Origin of the sequence: Pseudomonas sp. BS-2016 (genome assembly GCF_001806145.1) — a bacterium.
Classification (GTDB): domain Bacteria; phylum Pseudomonadota; class Gammaproteobacteria; order Pseudomonadales; family Pseudomonadaceae; genus Aquipseudomonas; species Aquipseudomonas lundensis.
In genome coordinates, this window is the sequence record NZ_MLCT01000037.1 from 22,301 (window position 1) to 47,522 (window position 25,222).

The following is a 25,222-nucleotide window of genomic DNA, read 5'->3' on the forward strand; positions in this document are numbered from 1 at the left end:
CAGACCATGGTTTGCCCCTGAATGTGCGGGTGGCTGGCCAACGGTTCCCACTCAAACAGGATGGGCATCCAGGGGTTGATCCCAAAAAACCGGGATGGGGCTGAAGGTGCTGCCAGCCTCGGCATAGGCTTCGGACATGACGCTCCAGGTATGGGCATCGGCCGGTATCAGGTGTTCGATCCGCAGTGAAGTCACCGTGATATCCAGGGGCATGCCAAAGGTTGTAAACGTGGACATGAAATTCAGCAGCCCCCGGTGTGAGTTCACCCGCGTCATCATCAAGGGCGGCGGTTCACTGTTCAACGGCTGAGCAGCGGGCGGTGCAGGCCATTGCGCGAGTAAGCGCGCCAGCGCCGGATTCTCCAACGCTTCGCGCGCGGCCCTTTGCCAGGCCACGTGCCGGATCTCTTCGGCGTTAGCCAGGCAATCACCCAGGCCGCCGGGTTGCAAGAGCGTGCTGAGCAGGTTCAACCCCTGCGCCGCGCCAGGGTCCAGTCCCGCCAGGCCAAACAACACGTAGGTACTGGTATTGGCGGCCAGTACGTCCCATTGGCTGCCCAATACGATTGCCGGCGCTGGGTTGTTGGCCTGCAGCACATGGCTGATTGCTTCCCGAATGGCCGTCATCGAAGGGGATGCCAGGGGCGTCGCTTCATAGCGCGGCGCATAACCGGCCGCTAAAAATAAAGCGTTGCAGCGTTCCAGAGGCACCTGCAAGGCCATCAGTAGATGGTGCAACGTGGCGGGGCCGGGTCGGGCGCGTCCCGTTTCAATGCAACTCAGATGACGTTGAGACATCCCGGTGATCAGGGCCAGTTCCATTTGACTCAGGCGCGCCTGTTTGCGCAGCTGGCGCAGTTGGGTACCTGCCTGTTCGCAGGTTGATCGAGGAAACGGATGCTGGCTCATGCAGGCACTCTGGCAGGGCAAACGGGGGGCGTCCATGACCTCAGAGGTCATTGCTCGAGGGCAGACGTTATCACTAACGTCAGACCGGTAGACACCCTCTGACGCCTCACGGACCGACATCATGAAAAAACCTTGTTTCGCCTTGATCGTGCTGGTGCTGTTCACGCTGTACACGGCATTTACCCTGTGGCATGCAGACCAGTCCCTGCTGGAGTTTGGCCTGCAACTGATGTCCAGCCCTGACACCGCCCAAGTCGTCATCGACTTGTACGTGATGGCTGGGCTGGCCTGTGTCTGGATGTACCGGGATGCACGTACCCGGGGTCAATCGATGGCGTCCCTGTGGCCGTACTTTTTGCTCACGGCGCTATTCGTGTCCGCCGGGCCGCTGCTGTACGTGGTGGTCAAGGGTTTTTCACGGTCTTCACCTAAACCCACAGCGCGTTGAAGGGGAAGGGGGGTAGCCCATGGCATCGACACGCGCAGTGGGGTATATAAGCCAGCTCCCCCCACGATCGAGCCTGCTTGATGCAAAGACGTCAGTTCAGCGGTGGCATGAAAAAAAACAATCTGCACGCCTCTGCGGGCTCCACAGATACCCCGGTTCGCGCCGGTTTCTTGTTGCTGGAGCACTTTTCGCTGCCCGCCTTTACCCAGGCCCTGGATGCGCTGGTGACCGCCAACTTGCTGCGCGCCGGGTTGTTTTCCTCGCGCACCTTCGGTGTGGACGACGCCCAGGTGCTGAGCGATCTGGGGCTGGTGATTCGTCCGGATGCGGTGTTTGAAAAGGGCTGCCTTGACGGCCTGGACATACTGTTTGTGTGCGGGGGCTACAGAACCGAACTGAAGGCCAGTGAACAACTGGTTGAATTGCTGCGTGCCGCCGGCCAGACCGGCATGACCCTGGCGGGACTGTGGAACGGGGCCTGGTTTCTGGGCAGCGCCGGCTTGCTGCAAGGCTATCGCTGCGCCATCCACCCCGAGCATCGACCCGCGTTGGCGGAGATGGCCCGCTCGGCACAGGTCACCAGCGAGCCTTTTGTCATTGATCGCGACCGGTTGACCGCCTCAAGCCCTGCGGGGGCGTTTCAGATGGCGCTGGAGTGGATTAAAGCACTGCACGACAAGGCGCTGGTCGAAGGCATCGAGGACATTCTGGCGTTTGAAGCGTCGCGCTATCGGCGTATCAAACCGGCCGAAAACATCTGCGTCAGCGCACCTTTGCGTGAAGTGATCACGTTGATGGATGCCAACCTGGAAGAGCCGCTGGCGCTTGAGCAGTTGGCGACCTACGCCGCCAGATCGCGACGCCAGTTGGAGCGCTTGTTCAAGGAGCAATTGGGCACCACCCCGCAGCGTTATTACCTGGAGTTGCGCCTCACAGAGGCACGGCGTCTGCTGCAGCACACCGAGCTGTCACAAGTGGAAGTCCTGGTGGCATGCGGCTTTGTGTCACCCAGCCATTTCAGCAAATGCTACAGCGCCTTTTTTGGCTACAGACCTTCCAGGGAAGTCCGGCGGGTTAAATGAGGTTTGACAGGCTGCTGCGCCGGGCAGGGCGGCGGCATTCGTTGTACCGGTCAGGTGGTTTTGGTATCTTCCGCGACCTTTCTGCGCGTAAGCCCTGACACAGGGCAGGTCTGCAGAGCGCCGTCTTTCTTCACACGCTCACATTCCCGACAACACGCTTTGAGCGTTGCACGGGCCTGTGCCTGCTGTGTAGCACAGGCGCGCGCGGCATGCCCATGAAGCGTTCGATTGCATGTAACACCCCGTTTTCCTTAAAGGAGTATTCAGTGAAAACAGTCGTTAAAACCCTGTTGGCCAGCACCGTCGTGGTGGGTTTCTTCGCATTGGCCGGTTGCGCCACGGAAAGCTCGCGCGCACTACCGATTGAAAAAGTGGCCAGCGCTAACGTGGCCTATCAAGGCGTACGTGTCCCCATTGCTGTTGGCAAGTTCGATAACCGTTCCAGCTACATGCGCGGCATCTTTTCCGATGGGGTTGATCGTTTGGGCGGCCAGGCCAAGACCATCCTGATCACCCATTTGCAACAGACCAACCGCTTCAGCGTGCTGGACCGCGACAACATGGGCGAAATCTCCCAGGAAGCGGCGATCAAGGGCCAGGCGCAAAAACTCAAAGGCGCTGATTACGTGGTCACCGGTGACGTCACCGAATTCGGCCGTAAAGAGACGGGTGACCGTCAACTGTTCGGTCTGTTGGGCCGCGGCAAAACACAGGTGGCCTACGCCAAGGTCAACCTGAACATCGTCAACATCAACACCTCGGAAGTCGTGTATTCCACGCAAGGTGCGGGTGAATACGCACTGTCCAACCGCGAAATCATCGGGTTCGGTGGCACTGCCAGCTACGACTCGACGCTCAATGGCAAGGTGCTGGATCTGGCGATGCGCGAAGCGATCAATCACCTGGTAGACGGCATCAATGCCGGTGCCTGGAATCCGCGCAACCACTGATCACGGCACTCAAGGAGCAGTACAAGGATGAGCAAGGCAGTCAAGTTGTCGCTGGTGCTGGCAGGACTCGGGCTACTGGCCGGGTGTCAACCGGCCCCCAAGCCTCTCTATCAGTGGGAGAGCTATCAGCCGCAGGTGTACGAGTATTTCAAAGGTGAGCCCAAGGAGGCGCAAATCGAGGCACTGGAGCGCGATCTGCAAAAGATCAATGCCAGCGGCCGTTCCGCGCCACCGGGGTACCACGCCCATTTGGGCATGCTTTACCTGTCGATGGGCAAGGATGATCAGATGGTTCAGCAGTTTCGCACCGAGAAAGCCCTGTTCCCGGAGTCGGGGCCTTACATGGACTTTTTATTGAAGAACGCTAAAGCCGGAGATGCCAAATGATGCCGCGTTTTATGGCGCTGTCGGCGGCGTTTCTGAGCTTGGCCTTGCTCGGTGGGTGCGCCGCGCCCAAGACCATCGACTACGCCGCGTTCAAGCAAAGCCGTCCGAAAAGCATTCTGGTGCTGCCGCCCATCAATGAGTCGCCGGAAGTCCAGGCCTCGTACAGCCTGGTGTCCCAAGTGACTTACCCGCTGGCCGAAGCCGGTTACTACGTGTTGCCCATTGCGCTGGTGGATGAAACCTTCCGCCAGAACGGACTGACCACTGCCAATGATATTCAGGCTGTGGCTCCGGCCAAGTTGCAGCAAATCTTTGGCGCGGACGCCGGTTTGTACATCACCATCACCGAATACGGCACGCAGTACATGCTGATCTCCAGTGATACAGCTGTGACAGCCACAGCCAAGCTGGTGGATCTGAAAACGGGCACCACCCTGTGGACCGGTGTGGCACGCGCTTCCAGCGAGGAGGGCAACAGCAACGCGGGCGGGATTGTGGGCATGTTGATCACCGCGGCGGTCAAGCAGGTCATCAACAGCTCCACCGATGCAGCGCATCCGATTGCCGGGGTAGCCAGTGCCCGCTTGCTCTCGGCCGGCCAGCGCACCGGCATCCTCTACGGGCCACGCTCGCCCAAGTACGGTTCGGACTGACCCGCACCGCGTCGGTGGCAGGCTTGCGTGCCACCGACGCGGGAACGGCCCGCCCTTGAACCGGGGTTTATTGGGCCACCGCTGACATCAGCAACGTGCGAATCTGCCCGGTCATCGCACTTTGGTGCCTTGTTCCAATATCCCCACGCCCCTGCACAGGCAGCTCTTGGAACATGGGTTCCCTGCACGTGCCGTGACGGCTAACAAAAAGTGCGGTTGATTGTTTTAGGTCGTCACAATGATCTTATATGTCTATATGATTTCTCCTACGCTTTTCATCAACTAACAGGCGCATTAATTGTGAGGCCATGAGACGGATTTAAACAACTTTATAAAAGTAATGGGGCGCTGATAAACACCCCTGTTACAGATCGTGGTTTTTGGTCAGCTGCGCAACTTCTTGCGCAATGAAATGTGAATAAACCTGTGGATACATCGCTGTATCTCCCGATTTAAAGAGTGCCCTGACAACTGCGCAACTTCTTGCACAGCACTGCGCAAGAAGTTGCGCACTTTTTGGCTGTTTTTTACTCTTATTGCCCTTGTATTTATTAAGTGATTTAGCTAACTGATTGATATTTATAAGTTAGAAAAAAGTTGGCATGAAGATTGATTACCTACTTGTTGCCCGGCAAGCGTTTTTGCCTGTCGGCATTCATTTTTTAAACAAGGAAAGTATCAATGGCTACTCCAGCGTATATGTCCGTGACGGGCACTAAACAAGGTCTTATCACTGCCGGTGCATTCACCGCGGATTCAGTCGGCAACACCTACCAGGAAGGTCATGAAGACCAGGTCATGGTTCAAGGCTTCAACCACGAAGTGATCATCCCTCGCGACCCGCAATCGGGCCAACCGACCGGCCAGCGCGTTCACAAGCCGGTGAAGATCACCAAGGTGTTCGACAAGTCGTCGCCGCTGCTGCTGGCCGCGCTGACCTCGGGTGAGCGGCTGACCGAGATCACGATCCAGTGGTACCGCACTTCCGCTGCGGGCACGCAAGAGCATTACTTCACCACCAAACTTGAAGACGCCATCATCGTCGACATCAAGGACTACATGCACAACTGCCAGGACCCGTCGAACTCGCACTTCACGCACTTGGAAGACGTGGAATTCACTTACCGAAAAATCACCTGGACCCATGAAGTATCGGGTACTTCCGGTTCCGATGACTGGCGTACGCCAGTCGCTGGTTAACGCTGGCCGATGAATGAAATACCCCGGTCACTGAGTGGCCGGGGTGTTGCATGACATCCACGTCCAAACGTAAGGAAAAACATATGTTCGCGCCCGCCAACACTGCGCATTTCACGTTGTTGATCCCCTATGTTACCAATGACTTCAAGGTGCTTGCCTTTGATGGACTTGAAGCGATCAGTGTGTTGTATGCGATCCAGGTGGAGTTGGTCAGTGAGCGCTCTGATTTTGATGTGGAGCGTTTGCTCAGCCAGCCTGCATTTCTTCAGTTCGGCCTCAAAGGTGAGGGTATTCATGGCCGTATTGAAGAGGTGCGAGTGGGTGAATCCGGTAAGCGATTGACGCGTTACTCCCTGACGCTGGTGCCTGCACTGTATTACTTGCAGTACAGCTTTAACCAACGCATCTTCCAGCACCTTACGGTGCCGCAGATTATCGAACAGGTGCTCAAAGGGAATGGCATTCAAGCCCATGCTTATACATTTCATGTGAGCAAAAGCCCTGAACGCGACTATTGCACGCAATACGGTGAAAGCGATTTCGATTTCATCCAGCGATTGTGCAGTGAAGACGGGATTTCCTGGCATCACCAACACAGTGCGCAGGACCACCTGTTGGTGTTCACCGAAGACCAGACCTTTTTTCCAACACTCGGGACGACTCCCTACCAGCAAACCAGCGGACAAGTGGCCGACTATCCGGTTGTCAGCCACTTTTCCCTGCGTTTGAGCTCCCGGACTACCACCGTCACACGCCGAAGTTACGACTTCAAACGGCCCAGTGCATTGCTGCAGAGCCACTTCACGGCCGAGTTCACCCCTGCGCTGGAGGACTACAGCTCGCCCGCACCTCTGGACAATGAGCAGCAGGGGCGACAGATCGCCCGGCACGCGTTGGAACGCCATCGTGCCGATTACACACTGGCGCAGGGGCAGAGTGACCAGCCCACCATGCGCAGCGGTCACTTTTTCAACCTGAGCGACCATCCCCGCAAGCGTTACAACGATTTGTGGTTATTGCTGAAGGTTCATCACGTTGGCAAACAGCCACAAGTGCTGGAAGAGACGATGACCAGCGACGTGACGTCGGACGATGCGTTCACCCAAGGCTATTGCAATACCTTTAGCGCGATTCCGTGGGATGTGTTTTACCGACCTGCACTGGTGAAGCGTCCAACGGTCGTGGCGAGCCAGACCGCCCGTGTCACCGGGCCTGCTGGCGAAGAAATATTTTGCGACGAATATGGGCGCGTCAAGGTGGAGTTCCATTGGGACCGTGCCGAACGGGGAAACGACAAGAGCAGTTGCTGGCTCCGGGTGTCGTCGAGCTGGGCAGGGCAAGGATACGGCGCGGTGACCGTCCCGCGGGTCGGCATGGAAGTGGTCGTGACCTACCTGGAAGGCAACCCCGACAACCCCCTGATTACCGGCTGCGTACCCAACAAGGTCACCCGTGTGCCTTATCCGTTGCCTGCGCATAAAACTAAAACCGTGATGCGCAGTGCCAGCTCGCCGGCCAGTGGCGGCTTCAACGAGCTGTCGATTGAAGATCGAAGCGGCCAGGAGCTGATTTATGTTCGCGCACAGCGCGACATGGAGCAGCGGGTCGAGAACGACAGCCGACTGGAGGTCGGCAACGAGCGCCGCGAAACCATCAAGGGCAATAGCGTTGCCGTGCTCGAAGCGCAAGAGCAGCGCACGGTCACGGCCGACCGCAAAGTCCAGCTCAAGGCCAACGATTATTTACAGGTCGCGAGCAGCAGCCATACCCGTGTCGGGCAAACGTTCGTAATTGAGGCCGGTCAACAAGTCCACCTCAAGGCCGGGGCCCACCTGATTCTGGATGCAGGGGCCAGCATCACGTTGAAAGGTGGCGGGCAACACCTCGTGATTGGCCCGGGAGGGATTTTCAGCAGCACCGACATTCAGCTCGGCGGCACACCTGTGAGCGGGACTGCTGCGGCACCGGTGCTGCCAGGGATGCTTGAAGGCGTGTCGGTACCTTCGGCACTGGCGCTGCCGGACCTGGCCTTTTACCAACTGCAAGCCTTCGCGGGCGCGCTGTTGCCTTTACCGGGCTGTGCGCTCGACGCATCGGGCAACTGCCCCATCCACCAACAGGGGCAGACAGCATGATCACTTCGATTGCCTCGCCTTTTCAGGCGACTGTGGCGCCGGGAATGGTGTGCGTGATTCTGGATGCCAGTTTCGACCCGGCCCTGCCAGAACAGCTCGAACAGCGCATGGGCCATGGCCTGGAGCGCTGTGTGCCGTTGTTTGACACAACGCCCTATGTCGGCCTGCAATCCGCCGGGCCGTTCGCCGTGCTGTGCGCGCTGAACGGGGCATTGTTGGCCTATGCCAGTGCGTTACTGGCGCGGGTCGATGCCGGGTGTGTGTTCTATCTGAAGCATGAACAACAGGTCGATCTGGCGGTAGAGCACTGGCGCAGCCTGTTGACCGTCAGCAGCGAAGACACCCCGGCCCGGCTGATGCGTTTTTATGATCCGCGCTGGTTGGAACCGTTGCTGCGAAGCCTCAACGACGTTGAGCGTGCGCAGTTTATGGGGCCGCTCACCGATATCGCCTGGCGCAACGAGCTGGGCTGGCGTCACCTGTCCCTTCCCCAGCCTGAGGCCGAAGTTCACAGGCTCCCACCTGGCTGGCTGCACCTGAGTGCTGAGCGTCAGCGCCTGATGCAACAGCGCCGGCTGCACCTGTTCGCCGTTCGATTGGCCCGCGATTATCAGACCGTACTCACGATGCCTGAGCCAGAGACGTTCGTGTATCGGCAACTGCACGGCGCCCGACATGCCGGCTACCTGCAACTGGCCGACCTGGAGCGTTGGTTGAGGCTGGCTCTGCGTCAGGGTGATGGCTTCTGGAGTCGCGTCCCTTTTAGCGAATTACTGGCGCGTGAAGACCTGAGCCTTGGCGACAAACTCAATGCGCTAGAGCGCCTCTGATATACAAGGACAACCACAGATGAGCACGACGTACATCGTTAAATACGGCGATACATTGAGCGAGATTGCCCAGCAGCTCGGGGTCAAGATGGCAGACCTGCAAGCCCTTAACCCGTTTATTGCGGACCCGGACTTTCTCAGGGAAGGGTGGGCGTTGAGGCTCCCGGATACGCCTTCTCAACCGTCACTGCCGCCACCCGTGCATGACGAGAGCGCCACCTGCATCGCACTCATGGGGCAAACCGAGTGCGATGAAGAGCTGGTGGAAGTGGTGCACATCACAGGGGATCCTTACTTTTATGTACTGACTGAAACGCAGTGCAAAGCGTTGAAACAAGAAACCACCAAGGTTCAGGCCCTGATGGATGAACTGCATCAAAACCTGGCGAACAGCCTGCCCGTGACGCAGTGTAAAAAGCCGCAGGCACCGAGTGCCGAATGCACCTGCACGCGCTGCGTGAAAGACGTGTGGAGCGCCAAGGCACAATTGGCCGGTCTGCTGATGCGTGAGCCCGTCCCTCAGGCAAACAACGCCGCACCGCTGACCTCCGAGAACGATCTGGAAGGCGAACTGGCGACGTTACAGAAGGCCCGTGACTGGTATCAGAACTATTGGCCAACCAGGGCCTTGCAGACGCGGGTTGAAAGCAACTGGGAGACATTGCGGGCGAAAAAAATCCAGGCGCTCGACCAGCAGATCAGCAAACTGCTTGCCCAACGGGCAACGCAGCCAACGGCCGTACCGGCTTCAGGCGCGTTCAATTCCTTCACCGCCGCCAGCTCAGACAGCGAGACGAATGCGAACGACGCTGCCCCTGACTTGAAGCATGGCAGGGGGCGCAGCAGCAGGCGTGAAGGTGGCATACAGAGCAGAACGGGGATACTCGTCCTGGAAATCAGTGTGTTTGGCGATCCTGCCCGGCGTTACTACATCCCTTATCGGCTGATCACCGCATGGCATGTTCGAGTGTCGACCCGTGTCATGGCAGGAAAACCGTTCAACAAGCAGTTGGCCAAAGACTTGATAAAAGACATCAAAGAAGCCATCGGCGATGGCCGCAAGGCAGGGCCGCTGGGCAACCTTGAACTCAAGATCGGACTGTGGAACAGCCAGACCGACAACTTGCTCAACGCCTTGCACAAAGAGGTGGCATGGACGACCGATCAGAGCGGTGCCATGCCCTATGCCGTCTCTGCGGAGGCCCACGCCCTGCGATTTGCCGCCAGTGCGAGCGCTGGCGTCAATAGCTGGGAGCCCGAGGAAGGCAATATTGATGTCGGCGTCAAAGGCAGCGCCGCGTTCTCGCTGGGAGAAGGGTCTGTGTCGTTCGACAGGTATTTCCCTGATAAAGGTGGCTACGTTGCCACCATGGCCTACCGCAATGCGCTGGGCGAAGAAGTCCTTCACCCGATGGGCGTGTTTCGCCTGGGCGGCAAGTTGGAACTGTCGTGTTTTGTCGGCGCCAAGTCTCAGGTCGAAACGGGGGTCAACATCCAGTACAAACCGAGCGAAACACCGGCAGGCGCTACCGCGCTGTTAGGGCCTCCGACCATGGAGGTCGGGCGCAGTGGTTACGTCGGTGTCAAATGCGATGCCTTTGCCGGTGCTCAGACCGGAGGTGCCTTGAGTGGTTTTTTTGAATGGATTGAACCTGACGAAGGGGGCAAAGCGATTAGAGATCCGGCGAGAGGCAATTGGGTTAAATTGGCTGAGGTGAAAATGGAAGGTAATGCTGCAGTCGGAATCGGCGGCAGTGGCGAATTCGGCATCAGTATTTCAAATGATCGGTTGGCGTTTAACTGCAAAGGATCCGTGGTATTAGGGCCAGGTGCCGGGGGCGGGTTTGGCACCGTGGTGGAACTGGATCAAGTTGGCAAGTTGGCATTGCTATTTTGCAATGCGTTGGCTGATATGGATTACAGGCATCTTATTGGGGTGACGGAGGAGGCTTTCAGTTATATGGCTTCTGAGTTTTATCGGGTGGCGATTTCTAGTAGTAAGACGATAAGCCGACCATTTGAATATGGGGCCTTTAAGCTGTCTCAGTGGTGGGAAAATCGAAAGGCTACAAGAATAGAAGCAGACGCATTGGCCAATTATTTGATCGCGCACAAAGACGATAAAATCCTGCGTATTCGTCAGCAAAATATTCCGTTAAATATGCTACCTCCAGAAACCATTGGCCCCATGGTTTACCTGTTAACCGAAGGGGTCATCGCCACAGGCATTGGTAGCTTCAATGAAAAACAGGAACAGGCTTTAGTAATTCTTCTCTCCCAAGTACGTCGCTGGCGGCATTTTATCGAAGTGCTGGAGCATTGTTCGCGCGATGCGACCAAGGTCAATGCCATGCAGAGCCTGGAGCGTATCAATGCACTACTTGATGGATACGAGCAAAATGAGTTCAACCGCTTTATTGATAACTTGGCGATGAGCCAAACATCTGACAACCGGGCTCGGATAGCCTGGACTCCCAGCAATGCCTGGCGTAAAGAGAAAATACTGGTTGCCGCACAGCGCAGCGGACGATTTGAAGGGTTGGCTTGAACTTTAGGCAAAATCAGGGCGCTTAAATGCGCCCTGATTAAGTTTAATCTTAGAGAGGTTGATCGGACTGAATTGCGCACCGAAAGCTAAAGCCAGGGTAATATCCATCTTTCTCCGGCTGATCACTCCACCGCCTGACGGTACTAGAACTAAGCACAGGATCTTCAAGGAACCCTGAGCCCCTGTGAATACGAAGGGTTCCCGTGTCGGGGCCGGCAGGATTTATCAACGGAGAAATACGGTAATAGTCTTTGTCGTACCAGTCATTAACCCAGTCGGTGGCATTGCCGGTGAGGTTATAGATGCCCAAGGGATTAGGGACAAAATGATCAACGGAAAAAGTACGGCCTATGCCCGGTTCGGGGTAATTGCGCCCATAGTCCAAACTGCCATTATCAGTAGCAAACATCACGTATTGACCTCGATTACGGGCGGCATATTCCCACTGAGCTTCAGTAGGCAGGTCCACAGGGTAGCCACTCAACTTGCCGAGCCAGCCACAATAGTCTTTGGCTTCCTGCCAACTTTTTACAGGCGTCGGGAGGTTGGGGGAGAAGTATTTCTCCTGTAATTCTTTCCTCTTACGATCTTCTGCATCAAACAACGGTTTGCCCTGAGCGATAAAGAACAGATCGAAATCGGCCAAGGTTGTCTGGTATTTGGAGAAGGAGTAACTGCTCAGTTTGACGGGGTGAACGAATTTATTATCGGTACCCATGCTCAGGGGCCCCATCCGCTCGGGGTCCATACCGCACGGCCAGTCACACATATTGGTGATATCGAAATTATTTGGCCAACCGAAATCCCCCATCTGAAATTCACCACCTTCGACAAACACCATATTGTCCAGAGACTTCACCACGGTATTCAACAGTTGAGCGCGAATCTCAGTGGACAGCTTTGGGTAAGTCCGCTCGATAGTTGCTGCTATTTCAGCGACTTTGTCGGCTGACAGTTTCTGGCTTTTGGGTAGAACGGAAGTCTGTGCCTGGCATCCCATTAGCATGAGCGATGTAAACAGAGGTAATAGCGTTTTGTTTATCACAGGAATATCTCTATATAAGAAAAGTGAGAGTGCAACAAATGTGACCTCATTAAGTTCATGTCAGAGAGGCTGATCGGACTGAATGGCACAGCGGAAGCTAAAACCTGGGGAATAGTATTTTCTGACAGGTTCTTGCGCCCAACGCCGTACAGTACTAGCGCTGAGCAACGGATCTTCACCATACCCAGCTCCTTTAAGGACTCGAAGTGTTCCCTTCTCCGGCCCTGTAGGGTTCATAAACGGTGAAACACGATAATAGTCTTCGTCATACCAGTCATTAACCCAGTCGGTGGCGTTGCCAGTGAGGTTGTAGATACCCAAGGGGTTAGGTACGAAACGATCAACGGAAAAAGTACGGCCTATGCCCCGTTCGGAATAATTTCGCCCATAGTCCAAACTGCCATTATCAGTAGCAAACATCACGTATTGACCCCGATTACGGGCGGCATATTCCCACTGAGCCTCGGTAGGCAGGTCCACCGCATAGCCACTCAACTTACCGAGCCAGCCACAATAATCTTTGGCTTCTTGCCAGCTTTTTACCGGTGCGGGAAGGTTGGGAGCGTAAAAAATCTCCTGTAAATCCTCCCGATTACGATCTTCTGCATCAAACAACGGTTTGCCCTGAGCGATAAAGAACAGATCGAAATCGCTTAAGGTTGTTTGGTACTTGGATAAGGAGTAACTGCTCAGTTTGACGGGATGAACGAATTTATTATCGGTCCCCATGCTCAGGGGCCCCATCCGCTCGGGGTCCATACCGCACGGCCAGTCACACATATTGGTGATATCAAAATTATGGGGCCAACCGAAATCCCCCATCTGAAATTCACCGCCTTCGACAAACACCATATTGTCCAGAGACTTCACCACTGTATTCAACAGTTGACCGCGAATCTCAGTGGACAGCTTTGGGTAAGCTCGCTCGATGGTTGCTGCTATTTCAGCGACTTTATCGGCTGACAGTTTCTGGCTTTTGGGTAGAACGGAAGTCTGTGCCTGGCACCCCATCAGCATAATCGATGTAAACAGAGGTAATAGCGTTTTGTTTATCATGGGGATGTCCCATAGGCGCCTGGAAATGGGAGCGATCTTAGCATTTATAAGGCGAGGAAGTTATCGTCAAGAGCAGTTTCTTGTCATGCGTACAACGAAGTAATGTGTAGGTTATTGATGTGCTTGAATAAAAATTTTGGCCACTTTTTAGATGGTGTGTGAGTGGCCAAGTTGATAATAAGTAATTGTCTGCTTTTACTGTAAGAATTGCCTTATGTAGTAATTGTCATTCAAGCAATGGGTTCTGCTTTAATGCCTTCCTGTGTTTGTTTAAAGAACGGATCTGTTAAGTGTGATTTGGGGTCTTGGCTGTACGTGTCACGATGATTTTTACCGCTCGTTAACCGTGCGTAGCCACTGGGACAGGACTTCTAACTCGCTGTCAGTGAAGATTTGGGTCAGTTTGATATTCAACGGGGCCCATTCGGCCATCGCTTGTTGGGCCGCTTCTCGTCCGGCTTCGGTTAACCAGAGCCGGTAGCTGCGTTTATTTGGTTCATCCACCCGGCGAAGAATGAGCCCCGGTTTGGCCATGCGATCGTCAATGCGCTCCGGCTGGCGCACAGTCCGATGGCATGACCTCCAAAACTGTGGCCTGTGGCCATGTGGGCAAGCCCGGATAGTGCCCGCTGACCCAGCGAGTGACGGCCTCCACATCGTTACCGGCCCATGAGGTAAAACCCGACGTGACATGCTTGGGGGGTGGCCCTTGCCGGCTGTCGCCGCGGTAGTGGTCAGTGATGACCTTGCTGGTCTGGCCTGTCGCACGTGTTCAACCTGGGTTCGGTGCAAGGGTTTCGCACAGTTCCATCAGTGCTTGCTTTAACAGATTGCCCGCGTGGCTGAGGCCATTCTGGCCGTAGAGCGCCAGAAATACGCCTTGTATATCCGGCAAGCCACTGTGGGCGTCCAGCACCTTATGCTCGGCACTGATGACCCGCACAGGCAGCAGGCTGATGCCCACCCCCGCAGCCACGGCCGCGCACACACTGGCCAGGCTTGCGCTGGAGTAGTGGATGCGCCAGCGCCACCCGGCGACTTCCAGGTGATGCAGCATCTCGTTGCGGTATAAACCGCCGACCGGAAATGCCACCAGCGGCAAGGGATCGCGCCCGAGGGCGGGCATGGCGCGGCTGTCGACCCAGCACATGGGTTCAGGCCAGCACGCCAGGCAATCGACCCCTTGCCCCATCTGCTTGACCAAAAGCAGGTCGAACTCCCCCTCACGGTAAAGCCGCATCAGTTCGGGGCCCAGTCCGCTGGTGACTTCCAGGCGTACGCCCGCATGCTCACGGCCGAACCGCGAAAGGATCGGCATCAGGCGTTCAGCCGCAAAATCTTCCGGCACCCCCAGGCGCAAAACGCCTTCGCTTTTCAGGTTGCACAGCACGTCGCGTGCTTCTTCCTGTAGCGCGAGGATGCGGCGGGCATAGGCCAACAAGCGTTCACCTTCAGGGGTGGCCCTCACGTGGCGCTGTTCGCGGTCCAGCAGCGGGCAGCCGAGGGTGTTTTCAAGGCGACGGATTTGCTGGCTGACCGTGGACTGGGTCAGGTGCAGACGTTGGGCGGCCCGGGTGAAACTGGCGCAGTCCACGACCGCCACAAAGCTGCGTAACAGAATCGGATCGAACATCGCTACCGCCATTCACATCGCCACTGAAAGGCATGCTTATATTTAATTTCAGAATGCCAAGTGTGCTGACCATACTGGTTTTCCCTGCGATTGATAAGAGGGCGTGAGCATGCGTGTGCAGGCATGTAAATCCAGTTTGTGGGCTGTGGGATTGCTGATGATGGGGGTGGTGATGGCAAATGAGAATGAGCTGTTGGATGCCGTGCGGGACGGTGAGCTAGGCAGGGTGCAGCAACTGATCACGGCGGGTGTTGACCTTCAGGCGGCTACAGAGGATGGCAGCAGCGCGCTCCTGCTGGCCACTCACTCAAACCGGATCGAGATCGCCAGGGCGTTAATCGATGCCGGGGCCAGCGTTAATCAGAAGAACCTGAGCCAGGACAGCCCCTACCTGTTGGCGGGTGCAAGCGGGCATAACGAGATCCTGCAATTGGCGTTGGAGCACGGAGCGGATTTGAAAAGCACCAACCGCTACGGTGGCACCGCATTGATCCCGGCATGTGAGCGCGGCCATGTCGAAACGGTGCGCCTGCTGATTGCGGCGGGTGTCGACCTCAACCATGTCAACCGATTGGGCTGGACCTGTTTGCTCGAAGCCATTGTGCTGTCTGACGGCGGGCCGGCGCATCAGCACATTGTCAGTCAACTGATCGACGCAGGCGCCGACTTGAACCTCCCGGACAAACAAGGCGTCACCCCGTTACACCATGCCCAACAACGCGGCCAGCGCGTTATTGCCCAATTACTGCGCGCCGCGGGCGCGCACTGACTCAGGTCGAGGTGTTTTCATGCGTGACGATGAGGTGTACCTGCAACGCGCCGTGCAATTGGCCGCTCATAACGTTGCTGCCGGGGGCAGACCGTTTGGCGCCGTGTTGGTTAAAGACGGTCACGTGATTGCCGAAGCGGCCAATGCCATCCACCTCAGTCAGGATCCCACCGCGCACGCCGAGTTGTTGGCAATACGCGCCGCCAGCCAACAACTGGGGCCACACCTTGAAGGGTGTGTGGTCTACGCCAGCGGCCAGCCTTGCCCGATGTGTTTGAGCGCGATGCATTTGTGCGGTGTCTCGCGGGTGGTGTATGCCGCGAGCAATGAGCAGGCGCAGCCTTTTGGTTTGTCCACTGCCGGTGTCTATGCGCAGATGGCGTTGCCTTTGTCGGCGCAGGCATTACCGGTTGAGCACTTGGAGCAGCCGGCCATGATCGGCCTTTACCGTGACTGGCAGGCGCGCCATGCCGCGGGATAAAACCGCGTTGCGGGTGCTTGCCCAGTGGGCTTTGCTGATTGTGCTGGGCCTCAATTTGCGCCCGATCCTCAGTTCAGTCAGCCCGCTGTTGATGGAAATTCGCGCAGCCACGGGCATGAGTTTTCAAAGCAGTGCCTGGTTGACCAGCCTGCCTGTGGTTTGCATGGGCTTGGTGGCCCTGCTCGGAACGCGTCTGCACGCCGGTTTGGGGGAGCGCCATGGCGTGGCCCTGGGGCTGGCGATGATCCTCGGGGCTTGCGGCTGGCGTTTCTATGGCCAGCACGCTGAGGTCTTGATCGCCACCGCCTTATTGGGCGGGTTGGGTGTGGCGCTGATTCAAGTACTGGTGCCAGCACTGATCAAGCGTCAATTCCAGCAGCGCGTTTCGCTGGCGTTGGGCGTGTACAGCGCATCGCTGATGGCCGGTGGCGGATTGGCTGCGCTGGTCAGTCCGCTGGTGGCGGGCCACTTCGCGCATTGGCAGAGCGGTCTGGGCATCTGGCTGATTCCGGCAGCGGTGGCGTTGACCTTGTGGTGGCGGCTGCCCTTTGCGCAGACCGACCAGCCCGCAGCCTCGGCGCCAACACGCGTTTGGCGTAAGCGCCGGGCGTGGTGGCTGGCGTTGTATTTCGGTCTGGTGAACTGCGGTTACATGAGCATGGTCGCCTGGTTACCCGCGTATTACTTGGAAATGGACTGGAGCGCGACACGCAGCGGCTCGTTGCTGGCGTTCATGACTATATTCCAGGTCATTGCGGCGTTGGTGATGCCCGCTCTGGCGCACCGCAGCCATGACCGGCGGCCGCTGTTGATGATCAGCCTCGCGGCTCAATTGGCGGGTTATGCCGGGCTGGTGTTGTGGCCGCTGGGGGCGCCGCATCTTTGGGTTGCCTTGATCGGGTTCGGATTGGGGGCCTGTTTTGCATTGAGCCTGATCTTGACCCTCGATCATTGCCGCAAGCCGCACGAAGCCGGGCAACTCGGGGGCTTTGTTCAAGGCGTTGGGTTTCTGATCAATGCGCTTTCGCCCTGGATGACGGGCTGGCTTCGGGAGCTTACGGGGGAATTTGCCAGTGCCTGGTGGGTGCTGGTGATGGCGGTATGTTCAATGATGCTGCTGACACGGCTTTTCAGGCCGGCCAACATCAGCCAAACGGTGTTTGCTGCGCAGCCAACCCTACAACAACCGACCTGAGGTTGTAAACGAAAGGGGCGAGCAGGGACACGGTACGCGGGGCGGCAAGCAATGCCGCCCCGGTTTGCCCCTTACAGTTTTTGCAATTGTCCGATACGGCCCATCATCTCGGTCACGATTTGCAGGTCCAGCATGAACTGCTCGACCGTCTTGAACTCGTTGTCGGTGTGACCGGTGTATTTCACATTAGGCATGGCCAGGCCGAACTGCACGCCGTTTGGCAGCTCATGCACCGACGTGGCGCCCGCGGAGGATTCAAATGTATGCGCCATGCCCAGGTTCTCTGTGGCCACCGCCAGCAGCGCTTGCACCCACTCGCCCTCAGGGTTGCGGTACATCGGTTCGGCGATGGAGTAATCGAACACCACCGGGGTGTGCGTGGTTGTGCTCCAGGCACTGAGTTTGTCCGCGATTTCGTCCTTCAGCACTTCAGGGGATTTGCCTTTCGGCACCCGCAGGTTCACGGCCAGTTTCAATCCCTTGTCGTCCAGACCGACGAACGTCGGGGACGTGGTCAACGGACCCATGAACGCATCCGAAAAACCCACGCCGAGCTTCTTGCCCGTGTAATCGAGGCCCCAGTTATCCGCGCCATAACGCGCCGCATCAGTGATGAAGTTGGACTTCAGCGCAACGGTGCCGTGCAGGCCATTGATGAACTCGAGCATGCGGGCCACCGGGTTAACCCCGGATTCTGGCTCGGAGGAGTGGGCCGACACGCCTGTCACCGTCAGTTGCACCTCCTTGCCCACCACCTTGGCGTTGATTTCAAAATCACCACCGTTGCGCTTGGCGTATTCGGCGCCAGCCTTGTTCAATGCCGCCGCCAGCTTCTCAGGCTGATCGGTCACCAGGGTCGCCACCGAGGTGGACGGGATCTGGTTGGTGGCCATGCCGCCCGTGAGCGACACAATCTCTGCGCCATTGCCCTGGGCACCACGTCGCGCAAAGTTGGCCATCACAGTGCCGTAGCCTTTCTCTGCAATGACCACCGGGTATCCACCGTCCAGTGCCAGGTTGTACTGAGGCGTCGGGTTGTGCTCGAAGTAATACGGAATGGCGTCGCCAGAGGTTTCTTCGGTGGTATCGACCAGCAGTTTGAAGTTGCGCGCCAGTGGCAGTTTTTCTTCTTTGATGACTTTCATCGCATACAGCGTGACCACGATGCCGTTCTTGTCATCTTCCGTACCGCGCCCATACATGCGGTCGCCGATCAACGTGAGCTTGAAAGGGTCCAGCCGCGTACCGTCCTTGAGTACCCAGTTTTCGGGGGTGACGGGCACCACGTCGGCGTGTGCATGAATACCGACGACCTCGTCGCCCTGGCCGTCAAGGGAAATTTCATACACGCGGTTGTCTACGTTGCGAAACGTCAGGTCGAACGCTTGCGCCAGGTTTTTGATCTTGTCGGCAATCTTCAGGAATTCCGGGTTCTGGTGCTGTGCAACCCCTTCGACGGTCACGGTCGGGATCGCCACCAGCTCACGCAGGGTTTCAGTCGCGGCTTTGCCGTATTTCACCCGGGTGTACAGACCGAGCAGGCGATGGATCTCGTTCTGCTGTTCCGCATTGAGTGGCTTGTTGTCGAGAAAGGTGCTGATCGTCGCGCTCAGGTTATCAGTTTTAGCCAGCTCGCTTTGACCTAGGCGGGTAAGGAACTGCCTGAAATCAGTGACAGACGCGTCACTGAAGTTTTTCAAAATCGCCGCGCTTTGCTCTGGCGTGATGTTGGCCTGGGCGAACGGGGTGAAGGAGGACAAGCCAGCCAGAAGCAGGGTGGCCGCAGCCAGTTTTTTCAGAGGGAAATCCATTGCAGGAGGCATTCCTTTGCAGGTGATAAGTCAGTAAAGAGTTGAGTTGCAACAAAACTTTTCCAAACTAACACCGCATCGCCCGCTCCGGGAGCCCTCAAATGCGATCTGTCGCACAGAAACGTAAAAGCGGCGCACAAACGCAAGGTAGAGGGCTGCCGCTGGCGGCCTGGCTCAAGACAGGCGGCCAGCCAGCGCCCACACACGTTAAGGCTGCTGCGTCACGACGCTTTAAAGCCTCAGCGATTTATCGTCCCTGCTTCCAGGAGTGTTCACTTCCGGTGTCAATTTCGTATTTACGGGCAAACGGAAAGTAATGATCAAAAGCGGTGTTCAACTGCTCCAGATACAGGGGGTCGGCAATGCTGGCCGTCTCGAACACGGTCTTGCCTTGCACCACTTGAAACGCGGTCTCGTAGCAAACACGCCGCTCCCTGGCCAGTACATCGTTGAGTAACGTCGGCCCCGTCAGGTGGAAATATTCCTTGAAGTAAGCGTTGTAGTGCGCGCGCGCCTTGGCCCGTTCAGCGGGCGGCAGTTGTTCATCAAGCGTGGGTTTGGGTTTGAGGTAAAACGCCTTGTTCGCGATATAGCGGGCGTGCATTTCAGCAGAAATAGCCGTCAGCACGGGATTATTGGGCTGCGTGCCAAAGTGGCTGCTGTTATAGCCGTGAAAATCGATTTCGGCCAAGGTCACCAGATTCCCCAGCAACACGTCATCGGGGGCTGCTTTTAAATCCTCGGCGATCAGTGTTTGTTTCAGGACATCATCCATGTCGATGTAGATACCCCCGTAGTAATTGGTTAATGGAAACCGCAGAACATCGCACGCCGAAGCGTACAACTGACTTTCGGCCACTTTGATGAGTTGATAGTGCTCGGCGTTCGGGCTGTTCTTGAATACCTCGAAAAAAGGTTCGTCTTGCAGTTTTGAGATCACCAGTGTCGGGACTTTTTCACGGCACAGGGCTGTGATGCTTGCAAACAGGGTGTCACTGACATCCAGGTGCAAGGTTGAAATAAACGTTGAAGCGCGTGTCAGGTTGATCGCGATATTGTCGATCAGGTGGGCGGGCGGCATTTGGGTGCCGAGCCAGATGTAATGAATTCTGTTGGGAATGGCCACCGCGTTGTCCGGGACCACGGGCAAGGTCGGGAACGAAAAATCTTTTAGCCGCGTGGGCGTAGGGGTGCGCGATTTCTGAACCACGAACGCTTCGACCGACCCTTTTCGCCACGTGCCCGCCTGATCTCGCCAGAGCGGATCACCGAGTCTTTTTTCGTTCGGGCTGATTTCATGCAATTGGCGCCAGGCGCCAAGGTTGGCGTCATAGGCCACAGGCAACATGTAGCGTTCGTACAAGACCATGTAGTCATTGCCAGCCTCCAGCACACCGTCCATGGGCAAGCTGATTTGACGGCTCAGCGTGAGCGGGCGCGGCGGAGCGCCTGCCAGTAACCCGCCCGTTTCGAGTTCCCACTGGTTGTCGCCGGCATTGAACCGCACGGCCGGGCCTTGCGTATCCCCTTTGTAAAGGTGGGTGGCCCGGCCACTGGGCAGTTGCCTGATGGCAAACACGTTGCCTTGCATTTTTATGTACTGTTTCCCGGCCACCTGGTAAGCGTTATCAGCGAACGTGGCCGTGGAAAGGTCAACGTTTGAGTGATGAAACCGTTGTTGGTTAAGCACATCCAGTTTTCTGTTGCCCCACGTGAAGTCCGGGCGAAAGGGGTTGATCGGGTGTTTCAGCGGGCCGATGTTTTTGGGGCGAATGGAAGGGCCGGGGTACTCGATTCGCACTGCTGATTGCGGGTTCAGGGTGGTCTCAAGCTGGGCGAACGGGGGCACAAACTTCAACTTGCGTCGCAGCAACAGCGCCCGTTGCACAAGCGCAGCGCCTTTAAGACCACCTTGAAACAACAGGCCGACCAGCGCAAACGGATGGGCGGCCTGTACCAGACCTTTGGACAAGGCAATGACAAATGCCCGTGAGGCATAAGCGGTGCGCATGGTTAAGAGGGCCGCCCTGGAAACGCCAAATGAAGTACTTCTGACGACAATCTTGCCCAGTAATAACGACGCTCTGTAGCCGCTATAAGCCGCTTTGCCGAACGGCAATACAAACGACAAGATCTCAAGTAACGCCGTGGCGATGGTCACCGCGTTAACGTTTTCATCCTGTATGTCTTTGTATAAAGAATAAAAAGGAATGAAGACGTTAAAGATCAATTCTGTTTTAGCCACCAGCTCATTTCGGTAGCGCTCGTAAGGCGTGGCATGGTTGAACTGCGCACGGGCTGAACGGGTGGCGTGACTGAAGATATGTTCCACCATCCGCTCACTGAGCATGCGTATGCGCGACACCAGCGGAGTGTCGATCGGATTACTCCACATAAAGGCCAGTTCCAGGGCCGGCCTGCTGCGGTCTGTGCCGGTTGAGCCCGTGGTGTAAGCGTTAACGTCGAGCGCAGGAAGCCCCGTTACATAGTGATCCGTTCGGATCAAACCGGATGTGTCATACGTGGCGTAATGAGAAATGACGCCGCCTTCCTGGGTCAGTTTTCTGATGGTGCCTGACGGGCAGAACACTTCATACACGTAGGCGTTGGCGGGGTCCGTATTGACCGCCAGCAGGCCGAAATGGCCGGGAACATAGGTGTTATCCACGTCAAACTGAAGTTTCAAAAAGTGATTGGCGCTCAATAGCTCCAGCCGCTGAGACTCCGGTAAGTCCTTGATGGCGTATTTGAGTTGCGCGGCGAGCGCCTGATCATGGGTCGTTTGAAACGTATCGTAAGCGGTGTTGAACGCATTGTTGAGCGTACAGCCCCCGCGCCCCTGGGTATCGAACCCGAGCACTTGGTCATCGAACGTACGGTCCTGTCCGCAGGTCATGTACATCTCCAGCAAGGAGAGGCGCATGTTTCGACCGCGGGACTTGTACCGGTTCACGAAGTATTTGTTGATCTCGCTTTCAGTGAAGGCCCGCGGATGGTTTATATCCACGCCGGGGTGGTGTTCTGCCAGTCGCCTCAGAGCCATGCGTTTACGATCCGGGGGCTGTTGCACCAGCGCCGTCAAGGTCTGGGCATGCTGCTGGTCAAGGTCCATCACGTACTGAAACGCGCTCAATAGGTCTTCAGGTGTGACATCGGCAATGTCACTTTCAGGGATGACCCCTCTGCACATCGCCAAGTGCAGCACGGGCGTTTTGCGCAAGGCACTGAGTGCCAACGCCTGGTCCGTGGACAGCGTGTCGGCATGGGTCGCGTGCACCAGCTTTATCAGGGCCTGATAACCCAGACTTACCGCCGATCCGGGCAGTGTCAACTCGGCCAGTGCGACCGCGTGCTTGAAGTCGACGGCGTCTCGGGTGTTGCCGAAACGAAGGTCTGGCGGGACGTCGAAAATCAGTAGCTCAGGGCAGTAGCGGCTGGCCAACACAACGAATGCAACATTCAGTTCTTGATGAGACGTGCACTTGAGCGTGCTCCTTAAATGCTCCTTCACTAACTGGCGAACGGCTTCAAACGTCAAGTCACCCAGTCGCTTGGCGTTCAGATTGAAGCCGCACACATACCCTGGACGATGGCTGGCTGGCGGGTAGAGGTAGTCGGTGATGATCGATACCGCCAACGCCCTGATGAGACCGGGGCTGGCGTTCTTTTGCTGTTCCTTGGTCCAGGTGCTGGCGCTCAAGAGCCCGGTTTCAAGCCGATGAAACTCGGGGCTGTCCATCAGCAAGGTCAGCACGGCGTTGATAGACAGTGCGTGCAGCCCGGAGTCTGGAAGGCTGGGGTCCGGGAATAACGCGTTGAAATTCAATGCACTGGCCAGCGCCGCAAGGTCCGGGGTGTTGATAGCCCCACCAATCAGCTGGTGCAGCGTGGCCGACCAGCCTGCTGAGAATGCTTGAACCCTGTCCCAGTCTGCCTGTTGAACCATCACCTCTGCACCGGCCCTGAACGTTGGGCTGGCACCCAGCACCTGCAAGCTGTTGGTGAGGTAGTGGTAATCAGTGGAAAAAAATCGGGCTTTGCGCATCGACTGCTCAATGGCAAAAAAACACTGGTATTGCCGACTGTCGATGTCCGGCGCCTTGCGGTGATGGCTGATGCATTTATGGCTCAACACCAGTGCAGCTTGCGTGCTGACAGGCAAGGCGGGTGGCAGATAGTCGTGCAGCGTTTGTGCAACCTCCCGAAGCACCGTCTGCGCGGCGTCTGTGGCGAACATCTCCTGGGCAAGCAGGTAAAACTCAGCGTCTTTGGTGAGCGTTTTCAAGCGTGCCGGGGGATTGAAAATCGCCGCGAGGTCCATGATCGGCAGAGCGTTGTCCGGCGGTAACGGCTGGTCCGGGTTTTGCTGGACAAACATGGCCTGTGCGACTTCCTGCGGGGGGACGCGCATCAGCAGTCGGGTGGTGCGTGCAGCCAGTAATTGTTGCTTCGCAGCCTGGACCTGTCGGCGGGTCGCGTTATCGAGTCGCTGGCTCAGCAGGCCCAGTGAGCCCTGCAGGCCAAGGGCATTGGCGTGTTTGAACAGGTAATGAACATCCTTGTATTGCTTCTCCAACAGGTCAGCACTGATTCGCGTGAACACAGGGCTGGTCAACTCGGCGGTTTTGAACTTCTTTTTGTGCGCCTTATTGAAGAAGGCTGTCTCGGCATAGTCATTGGCGTGCACATGAGGCAACCATGTCAGCAGGTCATCCCGGTCGTTAAAACGCCGATTCATTTCGTCTTTCAACGACTGATGACTGCTGAACACCTCAATGCCGTGTCCGGGCGCATACAGGACGGCCCCGGTCGACGCCGAGTCGGCCTCATCCGTTATAAAAGCCACGACAGAGGCCAGTTTTCGGCCGACGTGTGTGCGCAGGTTCTGAATGCCGACGCGCAACACCTTGACCGGGTTGGCAGGGTGGGCGGCTTGACGCTCTGCCGCCGCTGGGTACTCCAAGACCTGACGAAGCATGGCAGCGCTGGCGGCAGGCAGGGTGTCGTCAGCGCACAACAGCCGCAGCTCGGTTTGCAGCTGTGAGGCCAGATGCTCGGCGTACACGTCTTGTTTGGAGGCGCTGGTCACGCCGTTGTTGTACGCGGGGCTGGCCCAGTACGCCTTCAAGGCCTCGACATACACCGCGCCGAGTGTCTGCATCCGTGCGGTAAAGCGCCGGTATTGCACCTCAGTGATGGGCAGTTGCGAGAACGCGGTCGACGCGTGTGGTGTGCGGTAGCGCAGAACCCGGTTGTTATCGGCTGGCTGCGTGTCAGGCTCCCCGGACAAGAGGCGCTGTATCAGGGCTGCCAACGTTGTATCTGGCTGGCTCGTAGCTGACGGGGTGACGAACCACAGACTGTTCAGATCAGGCACTGCAAGTGTCGCAGGCAGGTCGGTAAAGACAGCGCGCAGTTCAGCCAGCAAACACTCCGTGAGCGAGGGCTGAGCGGACAGTAAAGAAGACGTTGCGTCATAGACGGTCAGCGAATCGATCAACAGCTTTTGAGTGGTGCGCGTGCAGTGCCGGTCCAGCAGGTTGGCGATAAACGTGAGGGTGGTCGTAGGGCTGTGGGGCAGAGTGGAGAGGGTTGTAACCAGCGCGGACTTGAACTGAGCGCGTTGCGCGGGTCCGGGCTGTGTTCCAGGGTAATTGATATGCCCGGCGTGGAAGGCCCAGACCTGATTGGCCAGTTTTAACAGCAATGCGCTGACATCGTTATGGGTAACCGTGCCCTGTGGCACGGCCAACAAGGTGGCCACGGAGGCTTTAACTGCCCCTTCGGTCGCCAGCATCAGCAGGAAAGACGGGCTTGCGCACTGCTCATCGGTGAGCGTGTGTGTGCCCAGCTGCGCCAGTACATGGCTGATCAGCTCGATAGCCAATGAGGCCGCCACGGTCTCACTGCGGTTCACATACATCAGACCGATGTTATCGGCGAGCTCATACAGCGTGATGCGCTCTAGGGTTTGTTCAGTGGTGGGGTTCACAGTCAGCCTCTTACCGTCAATGTTCGAAACATGACCGTAAGAGGTTTTGACTCAAGGCACGCGGTAGATAGATGTTCGCGGGCGATGCCGGTTGAGTG

General features: G+C 57.0%; 19 protein-coding genes. 12 read left to right on the top strand and 7 right to left on the bottom strand.

The genetic code is table 11. The features are described 5' to 3' along the window. Positions 1 to 51: 51 nt before the first annotated feature. Positions 52 to 909, bottom strand: a complete 858-nt coding sequence (locus BKD70_RS20015; protein WP_047274732.1) for a helix-turn-helix domain-containing protein — start codon at positions 907 to 909, stop codon at positions 52 to 54. A gap of 121 nt (positions 910 to 1,030) precedes the next feature. Between BKD70_RS20015 and BKD70_RS20020 the strand changes: the two genes are divergently transcribed. The 9 genes from BKD70_RS20020 (at position 1,031) to BKD70_RS20060 (ending at position 11,142) form a co-directional block, all read left to right on the top strand. Next, positions 1,031 to 1,357 (top strand): DUF2834 domain-containing protein, encoded by a 327-nt coding sequence (locus BKD70_RS20020; protein ID WP_047274731.1) that lies wholly within the window; start codon positions 1,031 to 1,033, stop codon positions 1,355 to 1,357. An 80-nt stretch (positions 1,358 to 1,437) separates the two neighbouring features. After that, positions 1,438 to 2,439 carry a GlxA family transcriptional regulator gene (locus BKD70_RS20025; protein WP_047274730.1) on the top strand — a complete coding sequence of 334 codons (1,002 nt, stop codon included), beginning with the start codon at positions 1,438 to 1,440 and terminating at the stop codon, positions 2,437 to 2,439. A gap of 266 nt (positions 2,440 to 2,705) precedes the next feature. After that, entirely contained in the window at positions 2,706 to 3,389 is a 684-nt protein-coding gene (locus BKD70_RS20030) for a CsgG/HfaB family protein (RefSeq protein ID WP_047274729.1), read from the top strand. Between the two features lie 27 nt (positions 3,390 to 3,416). Further along, positions 3,417 to 3,776, top strand: a complete 360-nt coding sequence (locus BKD70_RS20035) for a DUF4810 domain-containing protein (protein WP_047274728.1) — start codon at positions 3,417 to 3,419, stop codon at positions 3,774 to 3,776. Further along, positions 3,773 to 4,429 (top strand): DUF799 domain-containing protein, encoded by a 657-nt coding sequence (locus tag BKD70_RS20040; RefSeq protein WP_047274727.1) that lies wholly within the window; start codon positions 3,773 to 3,775, stop codon positions 4,427 to 4,429. The genes BKD70_RS20035 and BKD70_RS20040 overlap by 4 nt, the downstream gene beginning before the upstream one ends. Positions 4,430 to 5,110: 681 nt before the next feature. Beyond that, entirely contained in the window at positions 5,111 to 5,629 is a 519-nt protein-coding gene (locus tag BKD70_RS20045; protein WP_047274726.1) for an Hcp family type VI secretion system effector, read from the top strand. Between the two features lie 83 nt (positions 5,630 to 5,712). Then, the gene (locus tag BKD70_RS20050) at positions 5,713 to 7,764 is read left to right on the top strand and encodes a type VI secretion system tip protein VgrG (protein ID WP_080960322.1); all 2,052 of its coding nucleotides are present in this window, start codon (positions 5,713 to 5,715) and stop codon (positions 7,762 to 7,764) included. Continuing rightward, on the top strand, positions 7,761 to 8,594 hold the full coding sequence (locus BKD70_RS20055) for a DUF4123 domain-containing protein (RefSeq protein WP_047274725.1): 834 nt from the start codon (positions 7,761 to 7,763) through the stop codon (positions 8,592 to 8,594). Before BKD70_RS20050 ends, BKD70_RS20055 begins: the two co-directional genes overlap by 4 nt. Before the next feature lie 19 nt (positions 8,595 to 8,613). Continuing rightward, the gene (locus BKD70_RS20060) at positions 8,614 to 11,142 is read left to right on the top strand and encodes a LysM domain-containing protein (RefSeq protein ID WP_080960323.1); all 2,529 of its coding nucleotides are present in this window, start codon (positions 8,614 to 8,616) and stop codon (positions 11,140 to 11,142) included. Between the two features lie 49 nt (positions 11,143 to 11,191). On the opposite strand, the gene BKD70_RS20065 is transcribed toward BKD70_RS20060, so the two are convergent. The 4 genes from BKD70_RS20065 to BKD70_RS20080 form a co-directional block, all read right to left on the bottom strand. Beyond that, the gene (locus tag BKD70_RS20065) at positions 11,192 to 12,187 is read right to left on the bottom strand and encodes an SUMF1/EgtB/PvdO family nonheme iron enzyme (RefSeq protein ID WP_240478018.1); all 996 of its coding nucleotides are present in this window, start codon (positions 12,185 to 12,187) and stop codon (positions 11,192 to 11,194) included. A gap of 60 nt (positions 12,188 to 12,247) precedes the next feature. Continuing rightward, a complete protein-coding gene (locus tag BKD70_RS20070) occupies positions 12,248 to 13,243 on the bottom strand; it encodes an SUMF1/EgtB/PvdO family nonheme iron enzyme (RefSeq protein ID WP_047274724.1) in 996 nt (331 codons plus the stop codon). A 330-nt stretch (positions 13,244 to 13,573) separates the two neighbouring features. After that, complete coding sequence (locus tag BKD70_RS24850; protein WP_139047508.1) at positions 13,574 to 13,777, bottom strand: MarR family winged helix-turn-helix transcriptional regulator; 204 nt, start codon at positions 13,775 to 13,777, stop codon at positions 13,574 to 13,576. 238 nt (positions 13,778 to 14,015) lie between these two features. Then, positions 14,016 to 14,876, bottom strand: coding sequence for a LysR family transcriptional regulator (locus BKD70_RS20080; RefSeq protein WP_047274723.1), 861 nt, complete (start codon positions 14,874 to 14,876; stop codon positions 14,016 to 14,018). Between the two features lie 109 nt (positions 14,877 to 14,985). Between BKD70_RS20080 and BKD70_RS20085 the strand changes: the two genes are divergently transcribed. Genes BKD70_RS20085 through BKD70_RS20095 form a run of 3 tightly spaced genes read left to right on the top strand, consistent with a single transcriptional unit; the run spans position 14,986 to position 17,321 of the window. Then, complete coding sequence (locus BKD70_RS20085; RefSeq protein WP_047274722.1) at positions 14,986 to 15,645, top strand: ankyrin repeat domain-containing protein; 660 nt, start codon at positions 14,986 to 14,988, stop codon at positions 15,643 to 15,645. A 19-nt stretch (positions 15,646 to 15,664) separates the two neighbouring features. After that, on the top strand, positions 15,665 to 16,126 hold the full coding sequence (locus BKD70_RS20090) for a nucleoside deaminase (RefSeq protein ID WP_047274721.1): 462 nt from the start codon (positions 15,665 to 15,667) through the stop codon (positions 16,124 to 16,126). Next, a complete protein-coding gene (locus tag BKD70_RS20095; protein WP_047274720.1) occupies positions 16,113 to 17,321 on the top strand; it encodes a CynX/NimT family MFS transporter in 1,209 nt (402 codons plus the stop codon). Before BKD70_RS20090 ends, BKD70_RS20095 begins: the two co-directional genes overlap by 14 nt. Positions 17,322 to 17,392: 71 nt before the next feature. Here BKD70_RS20095 and BKD70_RS20100 read toward each other — a convergent pair whose 3' ends face one another. Beyond that, positions 17,393 to 19,132, bottom strand: a complete 1,740-nt coding sequence (locus tag BKD70_RS20100) for a dipeptidase (protein ID WP_047274719.1) — start codon at positions 19,130 to 19,132, stop codon at positions 17,393 to 17,395. A 247-nt stretch (positions 19,133 to 19,379) separates the two neighbouring features. Beyond that, on the bottom strand, positions 19,380 to 25,124 hold the full coding sequence (locus BKD70_RS20105; protein ID WP_047274718.1) for a hypothetical protein: 5,745 nt from the start codon (positions 25,122 to 25,124) through the stop codon (positions 19,380 to 19,382). Between the last annotated feature and the right edge of the window lie 98 nt (positions 25,125 to 25,222).